The sequence below is a fragment of the Citrobacter sp. Cpo147 genome, assembly GCF_030332405.1.
Taxonomy (GTDB): Bacteria; Pseudomonadota; Gammaproteobacteria; order Enterobacterales; family Enterobacteriaceae; genus Citrobacter; species Citrobacter portucalensis.
In genome coordinates this window covers 151122-166233 of record NZ_JAOWHX010000031.1, presented here as the reverse complement: position 1 = coordinate 166233, position 15112 = coordinate 151122, and the positions used below count along the sequence as shown (strand labels likewise).

Annotated in this window: 15 protein-coding genes; 7 read left to right on the top strand and 8 right to left on the bottom strand. The window is 52.6% G+C overall.

The genetic code is table 11. The annotated features are described in order from the left end of the window. Positions 1–36: 36 nt before the first annotated feature. A complete protein-coding gene (gene cysM, locus OGY06_RS10615) occupies positions 37–948 on the top strand; it encodes a cysteine synthase CysM (RefSeq protein WP_003835014.1) in 912 nt (303 codons plus the stop codon). A gap of 91 nt (positions 949–1039) precedes the next feature. Here cysM and OGY06_RS10610 read toward each other — a convergent pair whose 3' ends face one another. After that, positions 1040–1756 (bottom strand): type 1 glutamine amidotransferase, encoded by a 717-nt coding sequence (locus OGY06_RS10610; RefSeq protein WP_063941683.1) that lies wholly within the window; start codon positions 1754–1756, stop codon positions 1040–1042. Between the two features lie 13 nt (positions 1757–1769). Further along, complete coding sequence (gene ptsJ / locus OGY06_RS10605) at positions 1770–3062, bottom strand: MocR-like B6 salvage transcription factor PtsJ (RefSeq protein WP_125112665.1); 1293 nt, start codon at positions 3060–3062, stop codon at positions 1770–1772. A gap of 82 nt (positions 3063–3144) precedes the next feature. Here ptsJ and pdxK point away from each other — a divergent pair, with 82 nt between their 5' ends. After that, positions 3145–4011, top strand: a complete 867-nt coding sequence (pdxK, locus tag OGY06_RS10600) for a pyridoxine/pyridoxal/pyridoxamine kinase (RefSeq protein WP_003835007.1) — start codon at positions 3145–3147, stop codon at positions 4009–4011. Beyond that, positions 4008–4247, top strand: a complete 240-nt coding sequence (locus OGY06_RS10595; protein ID WP_003835004.1) for a hypothetical protein — start codon at positions 4008–4010, stop codon at positions 4245–4247. The genes pdxK and OGY06_RS10595 overlap by 4 nt, the downstream gene beginning before the upstream one ends. Before the next feature lie 147 nt (positions 4248–4394). On the opposite strand, the gene crr is transcribed toward OGY06_RS10595, so the two are convergent. The 5 genes from crr to cysZ all read right to left on the bottom strand — a co-directional run bounded on the left by crr (position 4395) and on the right by cysZ (position 9255). Further along, positions 4395–4904 (bottom strand): PTS glucose transporter subunit IIA, encoded by a 510-nt coding sequence (gene crr, locus OGY06_RS10590; RefSeq protein WP_000522253.1) that lies wholly within the window; start codon positions 4902–4904, stop codon positions 4395–4397. Positions 4905–4944: 40 nt separating this feature from the next. Continuing rightward, the gene (gene ptsI, locus OGY06_RS10585; RefSeq protein WP_003834993.1) at positions 4945–6672 is read right to left on the bottom strand and encodes a phosphoenolpyruvate-protein phosphotransferase PtsI; all 1728 of its coding nucleotides are present in this window, start codon (positions 6670–6672) and stop codon (positions 4945–4947) included. Positions 6673–6717: 45 nt separating this feature from the next. After that, a complete protein-coding gene (gene ptsH, locus OGY06_RS10580; protein WP_002913505.1) occupies positions 6718–6975 on the bottom strand; it encodes a phosphocarrier protein Hpr in 258 nt (85 codons plus the stop codon). Positions 6976–7358: 383 nt separating this feature from the next. Further along, positions 7359–8330, bottom strand: a complete 972-nt coding sequence (gene cysK, locus OGY06_RS10575; protein ID WP_003038091.1) for a cysteine synthase A — start codon at positions 8328–8330, stop codon at positions 7359–7361. A gap of 163 nt (positions 8331–8493) precedes the next feature. Then, the gene (gene cysZ / locus OGY06_RS10570; RefSeq protein WP_003834927.1) at positions 8494–9255 is read right to left on the bottom strand and encodes a sulfate transporter CysZ; all 762 of its coding nucleotides are present in this window, start codon (positions 9253–9255) and stop codon (positions 8494–8496) included. A 230-nt stretch (positions 9256–9485) separates the two neighbouring features. On the opposite strand from cysZ, the gene zipA reads away from it, so the two are divergent. The 3 genes from zipA (at position 9486) to OGY06_RS10555 (ending at position 12806) form a co-directional block, all read left to right on the top strand. Next, the gene (gene zipA, locus OGY06_RS10565; protein WP_003834924.1) at positions 9486–10499 is read left to right on the top strand and encodes a cell division protein ZipA; all 1014 of its coding nucleotides are present in this window, start codon (positions 9486–9488) and stop codon (positions 10497–10499) included. Between the two features lie 71 nt (positions 10500–10570). Then, positions 10571–12586 (top strand): NAD-dependent DNA ligase LigA, encoded by a 2016-nt coding sequence (gene ligA / locus OGY06_RS10560; RefSeq protein WP_206159759.1) that lies wholly within the window; start codon positions 10571–10573, stop codon positions 12584–12586. A gap of 1 nt (position 12587) precedes the next feature. Beyond that, a complete protein-coding gene (locus OGY06_RS10555; RefSeq protein WP_003038102.1) occupies positions 12588–12806 on the top strand; it encodes a DUF3820 family protein in 219 nt (72 codons plus the stop codon). Here OGY06_RS10555 and OGY06_RS10550 read toward each other — a convergent pair. Next, positions 12803–13801 carry a bile acid:sodium symporter family protein gene (locus OGY06_RS10550; protein ID WP_003834916.1) on the bottom strand — a complete coding sequence of 333 codons (999 nt, stop codon included), beginning with the start codon at positions 13799–13801 and terminating at the stop codon, positions 12803–12805. The two genes, OGY06_RS10555 and OGY06_RS10550, sit on opposite strands and share 4 nt — an antisense overlap. An 89-nt stretch (positions 13802–13890) precedes the next feature. Here OGY06_RS10550 and OGY06_RS10545 point away from each other — a divergent pair, with 89 nt between their 5' ends. Further along, positions 13891–14817, top strand: a complete 927-nt coding sequence (locus OGY06_RS10545) for a LysR family transcriptional regulator (protein ID WP_003834913.1) — start codon at positions 13891–13893, stop codon at positions 14815–14817. Positions 14818–15112: the final 295 nt, after the last annotated feature.

The window sequence follows — 15112 nt, the reverse complement described above, 5'->3', positions numbered from 1 at the left end:
CACAGCGCCACCCGGCATTTTTATTGAGCTGAAAACGTGAACACATTAGAACAAACAATTGGCAATACGCCTCTGGTGAAATTACAACGTCTGGCGCCGGATAACGGCAGTGAAATTTGGGTCAAGCTGGAAGGCAATAATCCCGCAGGTTCGGTGAAAGACCGCGCCGCGTTGTCGATGATCGTCGAAGCGGAAAAGCGCGGAGAAATTAAGCCAGGCGACGTGCTGATTGAGGCTACCAGCGGTAATACCGGAATCGCGCTGGCAATGATCGCCGCGCTGAAGGGCTACCGTATGAAGCTGCTGATGCCAGACAACATGAGTCAGGAGCGCCGTGCGGCGATGCGCGCCTATGGTGCCGAGCTGATTCTGGTCACCAAAGAGCAGGGGATGGAAGGCGCGCGCGATTTAGCCCTTGAAATGGCGCAGCGTGGAGAAGGCAAGCTGCTGGATCAGTTTAATAATCCGGATAACCCGTACGCGCATTACACCACCACCGGACCGGAAATCTGGCAGCAGACGTCAGGTCGTATTACCCACTTTGTCTCCAGTATGGGAACGACAGGCACCATTACCGGTGTGTCGCGTTTTCTGCGTGAGCAAGAAAAAGCGGTCACTATCGTTGGCCTGCAGCCGGAAGAGGGCAGTAGTATTCCGGGAATTCGCCGCTGGCCTGCGGAATATATGCCGGGCATTTTCAACGCCTCGCTGGTGGATGAGGTGCTGGATATTCACCAGAACGATGCGGAAAACACCATGCGTGAACTGGCCGTGCGCGAAGGGATTTTCTGTGGTGTCAGTTCTGGTGGCGCGGTAGCGGGGGCGTTACGTGTAGCGCGCGCGACACCGGGAGCGGTGGTGGTGGCGATCATCTGCGATCGCGGCGATCGCTACCTTTCAACCGGCGTGTTTGGCGAAGAGCACTTTAACCAGGGATTAGGGATTTAGTTTTCAGGCCTGATAATCATAGCACTATCAGGCAAACGTACGGCACGAGCGCCGGATGACGACGTAAAGCGTCTTATCCGGCCTGCCATAATCAATCGTTACGTTTTTCCACAAGCTTATCTAGGAATTGCCACAGCTTCTCATTCATCTGCTGATAATCCCATGCTCGCATCTCTTCAACGGAACGGATGAAGCGCTTGCCTTTAGCTTCCGCCAGTTCTTGTTCGGAGTGTTGAATAAGCCCTTCTATAGCATCAGCCGTAAACTCCATATGGCACTGAAAACCATAAACAAAATTACCGTATTGCACGATTTGTCGTGGGCAGCCCTCGCTGGCAGCAAGAATGGTCGCCTGGTCGGTTAATCCTGGCATGTCGTTGTGCCAGTGACCGACGGTAAGCGGTGAGCCGAAATGGCTGAACAGCGGGTGCTGTTGACCGGCTTCGGTCAGAACGATAGGGTAGTGACCAATCTCTTTTTCCGGACTCTGGCACACCTTCGCACCCAGCGCTTCGCCGATTAACTGTGAACCCAGGCAGATCCCCACCACAATTTTACGTGCTGTAATCGCCTGGTTGATCAGATGCTGCTCGGCCTGAGAATCAAAGTACGGGCACTCTGCCAGCGTGGTTCGTGGTGACTGCGGACCGCCAAACACCACCAACATATCAAAATCATCGGCGTTCGCAGGGACCGCTTCTCCGGCATAAACGCGCGACCAGGTGACGCTATAACCGCGTGATTCGGCCCATGGCAGATACGCGCCAGCAGATTCGAAAGACTCATGAATAACAAAATGAACTCGCACTTTTTCTCTCCTGTTAGCGTTTTAGCGCCTGATGAATATCAGCCGCCAGCTTATCAATGTCGCTGTCAGTTAAGGTTGACAGCGTAATACGCAGGCCGTGGGCAGGCGTATTGACGCCAAACACTTCGCCTTCCCGCACCAGCCAGCCGGACTTCGCCAGCGCAAAAGCGATTGCCTGGCTGTTATTTTCCAGCGGTAGCCACATATTCAGACCGTCACCAACGGGTAACTCAATGCCATGTCGCCGCAGTGCTACCGCCAACGTTTGCTGCTGGGCGGCGTAAAACTGCTGAGTTTGCACCAGTGTGTGTTGATAAGTCTCGTCACTCAGGCAGGCGCAGGCCAAATCCTGCAGCAGATGGCTGACCCACTGACTGCCGGAGTTGAGCCGTAAACGTAGCTTCCCTGAAGTGAGCGGATCGCTGGCCACAATGGCCAGGCGTAAATCCGGACCTAACGTTTTGGACATCGAACGGACAATCGCCCAGTGCGTGGTTTCCTTCGCAATCACCGGATACCAGTGGCAAGCAGATAGCAGCGCAAAGTGGTCGTCGACGATCACCAGCGTCTGCGGATAGCGGGCCAGGATTTCCTGCAATTGCGCCGCGCGGGATGCGTTCAGGCTGCATCCTGTGGGGTTATGCGCGCGCGGTGTCAGAATCACCGCCCGCGCACCTTTCTGTAGCGCGAGTTCCAGTTGGTCCGGCAGCATACCTTCGTGGTCAACATTGGCCGGACTGGCGGAGAAACCAGCATAACGCAGCATGTTGATGCTGCTCAAAAAGCACGGATCTTCTACGACAACGCTATCACCAGGCAGTAAATGGGCGCACAGTAGCCGTTCGATAGCATCAATGGCGCCGCTGGTGATATCAATTTCCCCTTTGCCGGGCATTGCATTTTGCATCCATTGTGATGCCCACGCCTTAAGTCCAGGTGATACAGCGGCATCGCCATACAACCGCGGACTCTTATTTATCTTTGCGAAATAACTACTCAGGTCAGGAAGACGCGAGGGCGCTGGGTTACCGCCGGAAAGATCGATAAGCGGGGTATTCGGATTACCACCCTCCAACGCAACGGGGGCAGTAATCCCCTTAATCACCGTGCCGTTGCGTCCCAGGCTCTGCGCCAACCCGGAGGTGACCAGGCGTTTGTAAGCCGCCGCGACAGTATTGCGGTTCACGTTTAATTCCGTTGCCAGTTCCCGCACTGGCGGCAACGTTTCGCCTGCTGCCAGCGTGCCTGTAGTGACATGTTGACGGATACTGTCAAAAATTTCGTTAGCGGTTTTTCCGTCGATCATTATTGACCTATGACAAAATGAATTTTAGCATATGACGATAATAGTGAGGCGTAGGCCCGCTGTCCAGAGAGAGGAGAAATTTATGGAGCAGGAGAGTGATATCCAGTCAGTGCTCTTTGACGACACGAATCGGGCGTTACAGACCGATATCGTCGCCGTCCAGTCACAGGTGGTGTATGGCAGCGTAGGCAACAGCATCGCCGTCCCGGCCATTAAAGCGCAGGGGTTACGCGTGACGGCAGTACCCACGGTGCTGTTCAGTAATACCCCGCATTATGAAACCTTTTACGGAGGCGTTATTCCGCCCGACTGGTTTAGCGGCTATCTCCGCGCCTTAAGCGAGCGTGATGCCTTGCGCGAGCTAAAGGCGGTGACTACAGGGTACATGGGCAGCGCGGAGCAAATCGCCTTGCTGGCACAGTGGCTGGAAACCGTTCGGGCCACGCATCCGGACCTGTGCATTTTGGTCGACCCCGTGATTGGCGATACGGATAGCGGTATGTATGTCAAAGCCGAAATCCCGGAGGCTTATCGTCAGCACCTGCTGCCGCTGGCTCAGGGGCTGACCCCGAACGTGTTCGAGCTGCAAATGCTGAGCGGAAAGCCGTGTCGTACGCTTGATGAAGCCATTACGGCGGCACAATCACTGCTCACTGACACCCTGAAATGGGTGGTAATTACCAGCGCACCGGGGGATACCGAAGAGATTATTAACGTTGCGGTGGTGACGGCTGAAACGGTTGAGGTGTTAGCCCATCAGCGAGTGAAAACGGATCTGAAGGGGACTGGCGATCTGTTTTGTGCAGAGCTGGTGAGCGGCCTTGTACTGGGGAAAACGCTGACGACTGCTACTCACGACGCCGCGCAGCGTGTACTGGACGTGATGACGTGGACGCACCTGTGCGGCTGTGATGAATTAATTCTGCCACCGGCAGGGGAGGCGCGATGAAGAGTTACCGGCTGGTAGTTCGCCAGAATGGGCGTATGGTTGGACATTTTGACACCAACGGGGCAGCAGCGCTGGAAGATATCTGCGTAGCGCGATCCATGTTTGGTATTGCGGGTGGCTACGACTGTGAATTGTTAGTGGCAGACTCGGAGCGACGGATGCTGGAAAGCGGGCCGGAAGGGATGAAAATCCTGATGCGCGAGGCGTGTTACCGACCAGTCACCTCACAAATTTAACGCCGGATGGCGGCGCATATGCCTTATCCGGCCTACGTTACGGAGTTTGTTGTAGGCCGGATAAGCGTAGCGCCATCCGGCAGGGTTTTGATAACCATCAGATAAAAAAATGGCGCCTGCTGGCGCCATTTTTCTCTGCAAAAAGAATTACTTCTTGATGCGGATAACCGGAGTCTCACCCACTGTCACGCTACCGGACAGTTTGATCAGCTCTTTGATTTCGTCCATGTTGGAGATAACAACCGGAGTCAGGGTAGACTTGGCTTTTTCTTCCAGCAGCGGCAGATCGAATTCAATAACCGGGTCGCCCACTTTCACGCGCTGACCTTCTTCAGCGATGCGTTTGAAGCCTTCGCCTTTCAGTTCAACGGTATCAATACCGAAGTGAACAAACAGCTCAATGCCGCTGTCGGATTCGATAGAGAAAGCGTGGTTGGTTTCAAAGATTTTGCCGATGGTGCCATCAACAGGAGCAACCATTTTGTTACCGGTTGGTTTGATAGCAATGCCATCACCAACGATTTTTTCAGCAAAAACTACATCCGGCACGTCTTCGATGTTGACGATCTCGCCAGAGAGCGGAGCAACGATCTCAATAGTTCCGGTGTCTTTCTTATCATCAGAAACCAGAGATTTCAGTTTATCGAACAAACCCATGATCTTCTCCTAAGCAGTAAATTGGGCCGCATCTCGTGGATTAGCAGATTGTTTTTTCTTCAATGAACTTGTTAACCAGCGTCATTAACTCGTCCGTTGTCGGTTGAGCAAGAGCCTGCTCTGCTAACACCTTCGCATCTTCGAAGTTCGTGTTACGGATAATCTTCTTAATGCGCGGGATAGAAATGGCGCTCATAGAGAATTCGTCCAGACCCATCCCCAGCAACAGAAGTGTAGCACGTTCGTCGCCTGCAAGCTCACCACACATGCCAGTCCATTTGCCTTCAGCATGAGAAGCATCAATAACTTGCTTGATCAGCGTCAGCACAGATGGCGACATCGGTTGGTAAAGGTGTGAAATCATATCATTACCACGGTCAACTGCCAGGGTGTACTGCGTTAAATCATTGGTGCCGATACTAAAGAAATCAACTTCTTTGGCTAAATGACGCGCAATTGTTGCCGCAGCTGGTGTTTCCACCATCACGCCAATCTCAATGCTCTCGTCAAATGCTTTACCTTCGTCGCGCAGTTCCTGTTTGTAGATTTCGATCTCTTTGCGCAGTGCACGCACTTCTTCAACAGAGATGATCATTGGGAACATGATACGCAGCTTGCCGAAAGCAGAGGCGCGCAGGATAGCGCGAACCTGGTCACGCAGGATCTCTTTACGATCCATGGCGATACGCACGGCACGCCAGCCCAGGAACGGGTTCTCTTCTTTCGGGAAGTTCATGTACGGCAGTTCTTTATCGCCGCCGATGTCCATGGTACGGACGATGACCGCCTGAGAGCCACAGGCTTCAGCAACGGCTTTATACGCAGCAAACTGTTCTTCTTCAGTTGGCAGCGATTCACGGTCCATGAACAGGAATTCGGTGCGGTACAGACCCACACCTTCAGCGCCGTTACGCTCAGCGCCTTCAACGTCACGAACGGTACCGATGTTGGCGCAAACTTCAACCTGATGTCCGTCCAGCGTGATAGCCGGCAGATCTTTCAGCTTAGCGAGTTCCGCTTTCTCGGTTGCAACCTGCTCCTGAACGGCACGCAGTTGATCAATAACGTCGTTGGTCGGATTGACGTAAACCTGATTGTTTACGGCATCCAGAATCAGATAGTCGTCGTTTTTCACCTGAGAGGTGACGTTACCCGTACCTACGATAGCAGGCAGTTCCAGAGAACGCGCCATGATTGAGGTATGGGAAGTACGTCCGCCCGCGTCAGTGATAAAACCCAGCACCTTGTTCAGGTTCAGCTGTGCGGTTTCTGACGGGGTCAGGTCTGCGGCAACCAGGATAACTTCGTCCTGGATAGCGCTTAGGTCAATAATTGCCAGACCCAGAATGTTACGCAGCAGGCGTTTACCGATGTCACGTACGTCAGCCGCACGTTCTTTCAGGTATTCATCATCCAGCTCTTCCAGGGCTGTGGCCTGACCTTCGATAACTTCATGCGCAGCTGCATCAGCCGTCATGTGCTTATCTTTAATCAGGGCTATGATTTCCTGCTCCAGCTCCTCATCTTCGAGCAGCATGATATGCCCTTCAAAGATGGCTTCTTTTTCTTCACCGAACGTTTCACCAGCTTTGGTTTTGATCGCTTCCAGTTGCGCAGATGCCTTGGCACGACCGCTCAGAAAACGTTCAACTTCCTGATCAACCTTGTCGGCAGAAATTTTTTTCCGGTCAATGACGATCTCGTCTTCTTTCAGCAGCAATGCTTTACCGAAAGCGATACCCGGGGATGCTAAAATGCCTGAAATCATAACCCTACCTTACTTGTGACTGATATTTAAAAGAACTCGTTGAACTTACTCGAGTTCAGCCATCAGTTTAACCAGATGCTCAACTGCTTTCTGCTCGTCTTCACCTTCTGCGGACAGGGTGACAACGGTACCCTGAGTCAGGCCCAGAGTCTGCAGTTTAAACAGGCTTTTGGCGCTAGCGCTTTTGCCGTTGGAAGTCACAGTAATTTCAGAAGTAAAGCCTTTTGCTTCTTTAACAAACTGAGCAGCAGGGCGAGTATGCAGACCGTTCGGAGCGGTAATGGTAACTTCTTGCTGGAACATTATATTTCCCCAACTTATAGGTTTAGTGTTGTGGAACTAAAGTCTAGCCTGGCGGCTCAACTTTAGCCTGTATTGTTAGCATCGGCGTAAACTGGACGCGACACAAAAGGAGTTCGGTGCAATCCGTTGCTGGCAACTTCTTGCCGCTGACGTTTCGTTCGTCATTAAACATTATGCCGCGAAAGGAAGAGTTGAACCAAATCATAAAATCGATTCAGCTAGCGCTTTTCCTGTAACGATTAATTTCGCGCATCAAAATAATTAGTTTGGTTAAATACCAGTTCCGGCGGGTTGAATCAATGCCAGGCGAGTTGAAACTTTGAAGCAGGCCACAAAAAAGCACCCAAAAGGGTGCTTTTTTACGCGTTTTTAACATGCTGGCACTACTGTTGCAGTTCTTTCTCTGTAAAGAGATCGGCAAACAGTGCTGTGCTCAGATAACGCTCACCCGATGACGGTAGAATAACCACTATATTCTTATTGGTAAAGGTTTCATCTTCCTGGAGCTTAAGCGCGGCAGCAACCGCAGCACCGGAAGAGATCCCAGCCAGAATACCTTCTTCTTCCATCAGACGACGCGCAGTAGAAATAGCTTCATCATTAGTGATGGCAACGACTTTATCGATAAGCTTCAGATCAAGGTTACCCGGAATGAAGCCAGCGCCGATGCCCTGAATTTTATGCGGGCCTGGTTTGAGTTCTTCACCTGCCAGCGCCTGGGCGATAACAGGGGAGTCGGTAGGTTCAACCGCGACGGTGATCAGATCGGTTTTGCCTTTAGTGCCTTTAATGTAACGGGTCACACCAGTCAACGTACCGCCGGTACCAACGCCAGAAATAAAGACATCAACCTGGCCATCGGTATCTTCCCAGATTTCCGGGCCGGTAGTTTTTTCGTGGATTTCCGGGTTTGCCGGGTTGCTGAACTGCTGCAGCAGCAGGAATTTTTCCGGATCGCTGGCCACAATTTCTTCCGCTTTCTGAATCGCGCCCTTCATACCTTTTGCGCCTTCGGTCAGCACCAGGTTCGCGCCCAGCGCTTTTAAGAGCTTGCGGCGCTCAATGCTCATGGTTTCAGGCATGGTCAGAGTCAGTTTGTAACCGCGAGCTGCGGCAACGTAGGCCAGCGCAATCCCTGTGTTGCCGCTGGTTGGTTCGACCAGCTCTACACCCGGTTTAAGTACACCTCGTTTTTCGGCATCCCAAATCATGTTGGCACCGATACGGCATTTGACGCTAAAGCTTGGGTTGCGTGATTCCACCTTCGCCAGAATGCGTCCGTTACCGATACGGTTCAGTCGAACCAGCGGCGTATGACCGATAGTCAGCGAGTTGTCTTCAAAAATCTTACTCATGGCCTGTCCTTAACTGTATGAAATTGGGATACCGCTTCAGCATACCTGTTGAGAAAGTATGGGGAAGTAAGGAATTCGTATATCTATATGCCACCAGGAAATAATGCGTTGCAGTATGGAATAAGAGCAGGCATAAGCCAGCCCGCTTTTACACATTTTTGCATTACTTCCATAACGCGTGCTTAGCACGATAGCAGTCTACCCACATCGCCGTGGCACCACAAACCGCAACTGGCATGATGAACAGATTGAGCACCGGAATCATGGTGAACAGGCTGGTCAATGCGCCAAATTGCATATTGGTGACCTTGCGTGTGCGCAGCGCGACGCGCATCTCCTTAAAAGGCACCTTATGGTTATCAAACGGATAATCGCAGTACTGAATGGCCAGCATCCACGCGCTGAACAGGAACCACAGCACCGGGGCTACGGTCTGACCAATACCCGGAATGAAATAGAGGATCAGCAACACGACGGCGCGCGGGAGATACCACGCCAGCTTTTGCCATTCACGTTTCATAATACGGGGAACATCTTTCATGATGCCGAGAACGCCGGTGTCAGGCGGTGTTGCGCCCGTTAAGCGCGCTTCCAGTTGTTCAGCCAGCAGACCGTTAAACGGCGCTGCAATCCAGTTGGCTATGGTGGAAAACAGGTAGCCGAACACCAGTAGTACGGAGATAGTGACAATCGGCCACAGCAAGTAGCTGAGCCACTGAAGCCAGTCAGGGACGTGACTCATCAGCGCGGGGATCCAGCTATCGAGTTGTGTGAATAGCCACCAGAATGCGCCGCCCATCAGCAGGATATTCACCAGCAAAGGCAGGATGACAAAGCGACGAATGCCCGGTAGGGTGATGAGCTTCCATCCCTGTGAAAAGTAATAAAGGCCGCTGCGAGGTACGACTGCAGATGATGAAACCATGGTCAGGACATACTCCTTGTTATATAAGCTCTGGTAAACTTTGCGTATCTTACCGGGTTGTTGAGCGTTAAGCTGTTCAGAAATGTTCGAAAAAACAGCAAAAAGCACAATTTTGTTCATCTTTATGCCGTGAAAGCCAAGAGTGCACTTGCACTTGGCGTAATCGACAAATACTCTTAGTGAGTAAATGTTTGCCGTGGTGGCAAGGTGTTAGAACAACAGAGAATATAATGATGCAGGATTTGCGTCTGATATTAATCATTGTTGGCGCGATCGCCATAATCGCTTTACTGGTACATGGTTTTTGGACTAGCCGTAAAGAGCGGTCTTCTATATTCCGCGATCGCCCACTGAAACGCATGAAGTCTAAACGTGAAGACGAGGATTCGTTCGACGACAACGTCGAGGAAGACGAAGGCGTGGGCGAAGTTCGCGTCCATCGTGTGAATCATGCTCCCGGTAACGCGCAGGAACATGGTGTTCCTCCTCAGTCGCCGCAACACCAGTACCAGCCGCCTTATGCGTCTGCTCAGCCGCGTCAACCCGCGCCGCAGCCTGCACAAGCGCCGGTACCGCCGCCGCATGCTCAGCAGCAGCCGCAGCCTGTACAACCGCAGCAGCCGGTGCAGCATCAGCCTGTTCAGCAACAACCTGCGCAGCAGCCGATGCAGCATCAGCCCGTTGCTCCGCAGGTTCAGCAGCCCGTGCAGCAAGCACCGCAACCTGCGCCGCAGGCTTTCCAGCCCGCAGAGCCTGCCGTTGAACATCAACCTCAGCCTGAGCCGGTAGTTGAAGAAGCGCCTGTTGCTGAAAAACCGCAGCGTAAAGAAGCGGTCATTATTATGAACGTTGCGGCGCATCACGGTAGTGAGCTCAACGGTGAAGTGCTGCTCAACAGCATTCAGCAAGCCGGTTTTAAATTTGGCGACATGAATATTTTCCATCGTCATTTGAGTCCGGATGGCAGCGGTCCTTCGCTGTTCAGCCTTGCCAATATGGTTAACCCAGGAACGTTTGACCCCGAAATGACGGGTGATTTCAGCACCCCTGGCGTGACTATTTTTATGCAGGTTCCGTCCTACGGTGACGAGCTGCAAAACTTTAAGCTGATGCTGCAGTCCGCACAGCACATTGCCGATGAAGTGGGTGGTGTGGTGCTCGACGATCAACGTCGTATGATGACGCCGCAGAAACTGCGCGAGTATCAGGACCGCATCCGCGAAGTTAAAGAATCTCACGCCTGATTCTCCTCTGGCGTGACATATCCTTGCTAAACCCCCGCCTGTCGGGGGTTTTTTATCATTGATGGTGCGATATGGAATCAATCGAACAACAACTGACAGAACTGCGAACCACGCTTCGCCATCATGAGTATCTCTACCATGTGATGGATGCGCCGGAAATTCCCGATGCGGAATACGATCGCCTGATGCGTGAACTGCGCGAGCTGGAAGCGCAGCATCCGGAACTTATCACCCCCGACTCGCCAACCCAGCGCGTAGGCGCCGCCCCGTTAGCAGCGTTCAGCCAGATTCGCCATGAAGTGCCAATGCTGTCGCTGGATAACGTGTTTGATGAAGAGAGTTTTCTCGCCTTCAACAAGCGCGTGCAGGACAGACTGAAGAGTACGGACAAACTAACCTGGTGCTGCGAACTGAAGCTGGACGGGCTGGCGGTCAGTATCCTGTATGAAAACGGTGTGCTGGTCAGTGCCGCAACGCGTGGTGATGGTACTACGGGTGAGGATATTACCTCGAACGTGCGCACCATTCGTGCGATCCCGTTAAAACTGCGTGGCGATAACATTCCGACGCGTCTGGAAGTGCGCGGTGAAGTGTTCCTGCCGCAGGCCGGGTTTGAAAAAATTAACGAAGAGGCCCGCCGTACTGGCAACAAAGTGTTTGCTAACCCGCGTAACGCGGCGGCCGGGTCATTGCGCCAGCTCGATCCGCGTATCACAGCGAAGCGACCGCTTACTTTCTTCTGCTATGGCGTCGGTGTGCTGGAAGGTGGTGTGCTGCCTGATACCCACCTGGGCCGTCTGCTGCAATTTAAAGAGTGGGGATTGCCGGTGAGCGACAGAGTTACGCTTTGCGACTCTCCGGAGGAAGTACTTGCTTACTATCACAAGGTTGAAGAAGACCGACCGACGCTGGGATTCGATATCGACGGTGTGGTGATCAAAGTCAACTCCATGGTATTGCAAGAGCAACTGGGTTTTGTTGCCCGCGCGCCGCGCTGGGCGGTGGCCTTTAAGTTCCCGGCGCAAGAGCAGATGACCTTTGTTCGCGATGTTGAGTTTCAGGTAGGACGTACCGGGGCGATTACGCCCGTCGCTCGTCTTGAGCCGGTTCAGGTTGCCGGGGTTCTGGTCAGTAACGCCACTCTGCATAATGCCGATGAAATCGATCGTCTGGGGTTGCGTATTGGCGATAAAGTCGTTATTCGCCGGGCGGGCGATGTCATCCCGCAGGTAGTGAACGTCGTGCTTTCCGAACGCCCGGACGATACGCGTGAAATTGAGTTTCCCACCCACTGTCCGGTATGCAACTCTGACGTTGAGCGTGTGGAAGGCGAAGCGGTCACACGCTGTACCGGTGGTTTAATCTGCGGAGCGCAGCGTAAGGAATCGCTGAAACACTTCGTTTCCCGCCGCGCGCTGGACGTTGACGGCATGGGCGACAAAATTATCGATCAACTGGTCGAGAAAGAGTATGTCCACACGCCAGCGGATCTCTTCACACTGACCGCAGGCAAGCTGACCGGTCTTGATCGTATGGGGCCGAAATCGGCACAAAACGTGGTGAATGCGCTGGAAAAAGCGAAAGAAACAACGTTTGCCCGTTTCCTCTACGCGCTGGGTATTCGCGAAGTCGGCGAAGCTACGGCGGCTGGTCTGGCGGCACATTTTGGCACCCTTGAGGCGCTGGAAGCGGCCTCTATTGAAGAGCTACAAAAAGTGCCGGATGTCGGCATTGTGGTAGCGACCCACGTGTTTAATTTCTTTGCCGAAGAGAGTAACCGCGAGGTGATCGTCCAACTGCTGGCGCAGGGTATCCATTGGCCTGCGCCGGTGGTCATCAACGCTGAAGAAATCGACAGCCCCTTCGCGGGTAAAACGGTGGTGCTGACCGGGAGTCTGAGCCTGATGTCACGCGATGACGCCAAAGCGCGACTGACTGAGTTGGGTGCAAAAGTGGCCGGTAGCGTATCGAAGAAAACCGACCTGGTGATTGCCGGTGAAGCGGCGGGGTCGAAACTGGCAAAAGCGCAGGAACTGGGTATTGCCGTGATCGATGAAGCTGAAATGATCCGCTTACTGGGTGCCTGAGATGGAAAAAGAGCAGCTGGTTGAAATCGCCAATACCGTGATGCCCTTTGGCAAATATAAAGGGCGTCGGCTGATTGATGTACCGGAAGAGTATCTGCTGTGGTTTGCCCGTAAAGATGAATTCCCGCCGGGCAAGCTCGGCGAGCTGATGCAAATCACGCTGCTGATTAAAACTGAAGGGCTGACGCAACTGGTGCAGCCCCTGAAACGCCCGCTCTAAGCCTTTGCTGCGCGGCTTTTCTGCTGCGCCTGCAATGCGTCCGTTTGTTGCTTGTAGCGACGTGCCAGCACGGCACACACCATCAGCTGAATTTGATGGAAGATCATCAACGGCAGCACCATCATTCCTATCACTGACGTCGGGAACAGAATATTTGCCATTGGGATCCCATTTGCCAGGCTCTTTTTCGATCCGCAAAAGACAATGGTGATCTCATCGGCTTTGTTGAAGCCGCATTTACGCGCAACAAAGACGTTGATGCCAATCACGATTGCCAGCAATACGATGCTGACCACCACGATAAACAGCAGCGAGCCAATCCCCACTTTGTGCCAGATCCCGTTAACCACGGCTTCACTGAAGGCGGAGTACACCACCAGCAAGATGGATGATTGGTCCGTTTTGGCGATCCATTTTTTATGTCGGGACACCCAATTACCAATCCACGGACGTGAAAGATGTCCCAGTACGAACGGCAGCAGCAGTTGCAGCATGATTTTCCCCACCTGCTCCAGACTGCCTTCTGCGCCGTGCATATTCATTACCAGGCCAACCAGCAACGGCGAGAGAAAAATACCCAGCAGGCTGGAGGCCGAAGCGGAACACACGGCAGCGGCAACGTTACCCCCTGCCAGCGACGTAAAAGCGATTGCCGACTGCACCGTGGCCGGCAAAATACACAGGTACAGGAAACCGGTGTACAGCATCGGGTCAACATTAACCGGCGCCCACCAGGCGAACAGAACACCCAGTACCGGGAAAACAACAAACGTGCTGCACATCACCCATAGATGCAAACGCCAGTGACTACCGCCAGCAATAATGGCTTCACGCGAAAGCTTCGCCCCGTGCATAAAAAACAACAGGGCAATGGCAGCGGTGGTTAAGCCTTCAAAGAAAGGCACAAAGCCACCCTTGGCCGGGAAAAAGGACGCCAGTAATACGACCGTAATCAACGTTATCGTGAACGGATCAAGGATACGAAAAAGTTTCATAAAAGCTCCTGAAATTCGGTAGGAACATTTTGCGTTTTTCTGTTTGAGAAATAAAATTGATTTATTGCATCCATATATGAATCAAATAAATGAATTACTCTCTGCGTCAGCTCCGTATCTTTGTTACCGTCGCTCAGGCCAAAAGCTTTAGCCGGGCGGGGGATATCATTGGCTTAAGCCAGTCTGCGGTCAGCCACAGCGTTAAAGAGCTGGAAGGGCAGACGGGTGTGCGGTTGTTAGATAGAACAACGCGGGAAGTGGTGCTGACGGAAGCAGGGCACCAGTTGGCGGCTCGGCTGGAACGTATTCTGGATGAACTGCACAGCACGCTGCGTGAAGCAGGCCAGGTGGGAACGCAGTTAACCGGAACGGTGCGCGTTGCCGCCAGCCAGACAATATCAGCTCACCTTATTCCACAGTGTATTGCCCAGAGTAATCAGCTTTATCCAGCAATCGATTTTGTGCTGCACGATCGTCCGCAACAGTGGGTGCTGGAGAGTATTCGTCAGGGCGAGGTGGATTTTGGCATTGTGATAGATCCAGGTGCTGTGACCGATCTACAGTGTGAAGCGGTGTTATCCGAACCGTTCCTGCTGTTGTGTCGAGAGGATCATCCGCTAGCCCAACGCGAATGGGTAAATTGGCAGGATTTATATCATGAGCGCTTGGTATTACAGGATTACGCTTCCGGCAGTCGACCGTTGATCGATGCGGCACTGGCCCACTTTTCCATTGAGGCCAATATCGTTCAGGAGATAGGTCACCCTGCCACACTGTTCCCGATGGTTGAGGCGGGGATTGGTATCAGCGTGCTGCCTGCGCTGGCGCTTCCTCTGCCACAAGGCAGCCATTTGCAGGTTAAACGCCTGACGCCGGTTGTGGAACGACAATTGATGCTGGCACGACGTAAAAATCGTTCTTTATCGACTGCGGCCCAGGCGCTGTGGGACGTGGTGCGGATGCAGGCCAGTGAATTGACCGCCGGTCGGGCACGGGATCCTTTGTACCAGCTTTAACGATATGGCTGGTGTTTGTCATGTCGTTAGGTTTGGCTTTCAGTATCGATGAACTGATCGTTAACTTTGATATTTTACCCGGCACCGGACTACCTCTTTATATTTATAAATTCTCCTGCGATATTCTTAGACAATTGCTCAGCTTGCGGATTTTTAAGGCTATTTTAAATTATTACTTTTTTTTCTTGACCTTCCACTTGCTGGAAGGTTGATACTCTTTATACGCAAGTACGGATAGCAGTATCTAATACAATGATGTATAGCGATTGATTAATGAAATGACTAAGCAATTTAT

Bases quoted from the DNA above. Each gene is read 5' to 3' on its own strand.
- OGY06_RS10555 (WP_003038102.1), top strand. From the start codon at position 12,588: ATGGAAAAAGAGCAGCTGGTTGAAATCGCCAATACCGTGATGCCCTTT.
- cysK (WP_003038091.1), bottom strand. From the start codon at position 8,330: ATGAGTAAGATTTTTGAAGACAACTCGCTGACTATCGGTCATACGCCG.
- ligA (WP_206159759.1), top strand. From the start codon at position 10,571: ATGGAATCAATCGAACAACAACTGACAGAACTGCGAACCACGCTTCGC.
- crr (WP_000522253.1), bottom strand. From the start codon at position 4,904: ATGGGTTTGTTCGATAAACTGAAATCTCTGGTTTCTGATGATAAGAAA.
- ptsI (WP_003834993.1), bottom strand. From the start codon at position 6,672: ATGATTTCAGGCATTTTAGCATCCCCGGGTATCGCTTTCGGTAAAGCA.
- OGY06_RS10545 (WP_003834913.1), top strand. From the start codon at position 13,891: ATGAATTACTCTCTGCGTCAGCTCCGTATCTTTGTTACCGTCGCTCAG.
- ptsJ (WP_125112665.1), bottom strand. From the start codon at position 3,062: ATGATCGACGGAAAAACCGCTAACGAAATTTTTGACAGTATCCGTCAA.
- OGY06_RS10595 (WP_003835004.1), top strand. From the start codon at position 4,008: ATGAAGAGTTACCGGCTGGTAGTTCGCCAGAATGGGCGTATGGTTGGA.
- OGY06_RS10550 (WP_003834916.1), bottom strand. From the start codon at position 13,801: ATGAAACTTTTTCGTATCCTTGATCCGTTCACGATAACGTTGATTACG.
- cysZ (WP_003834927.1), bottom strand. From the start codon at position 9,255: ATGGTTTCATCATCTGCAGTCGTACCTCGCAGCGGCCTTTATTACTTT.
- pdxK (WP_003835007.1), top strand. From the start codon at position 3,145: ATGGAGCAGGAGAGTGATATCCAGTCAGTGCTCTTTGACGACACGAAT.
- ptsH (WP_002913505.1), bottom strand. From the start codon at position 6,975: ATGTTCCAGCAAGAAGTTACCATTACCGCTCCGAACGGTCTGCATACT.
- zipA (WP_003834924.1), top strand. From the start codon at position 9,486: ATGATGCAGGATTTGCGTCTGATATTAATCATTGTTGGCGCGATCGCC.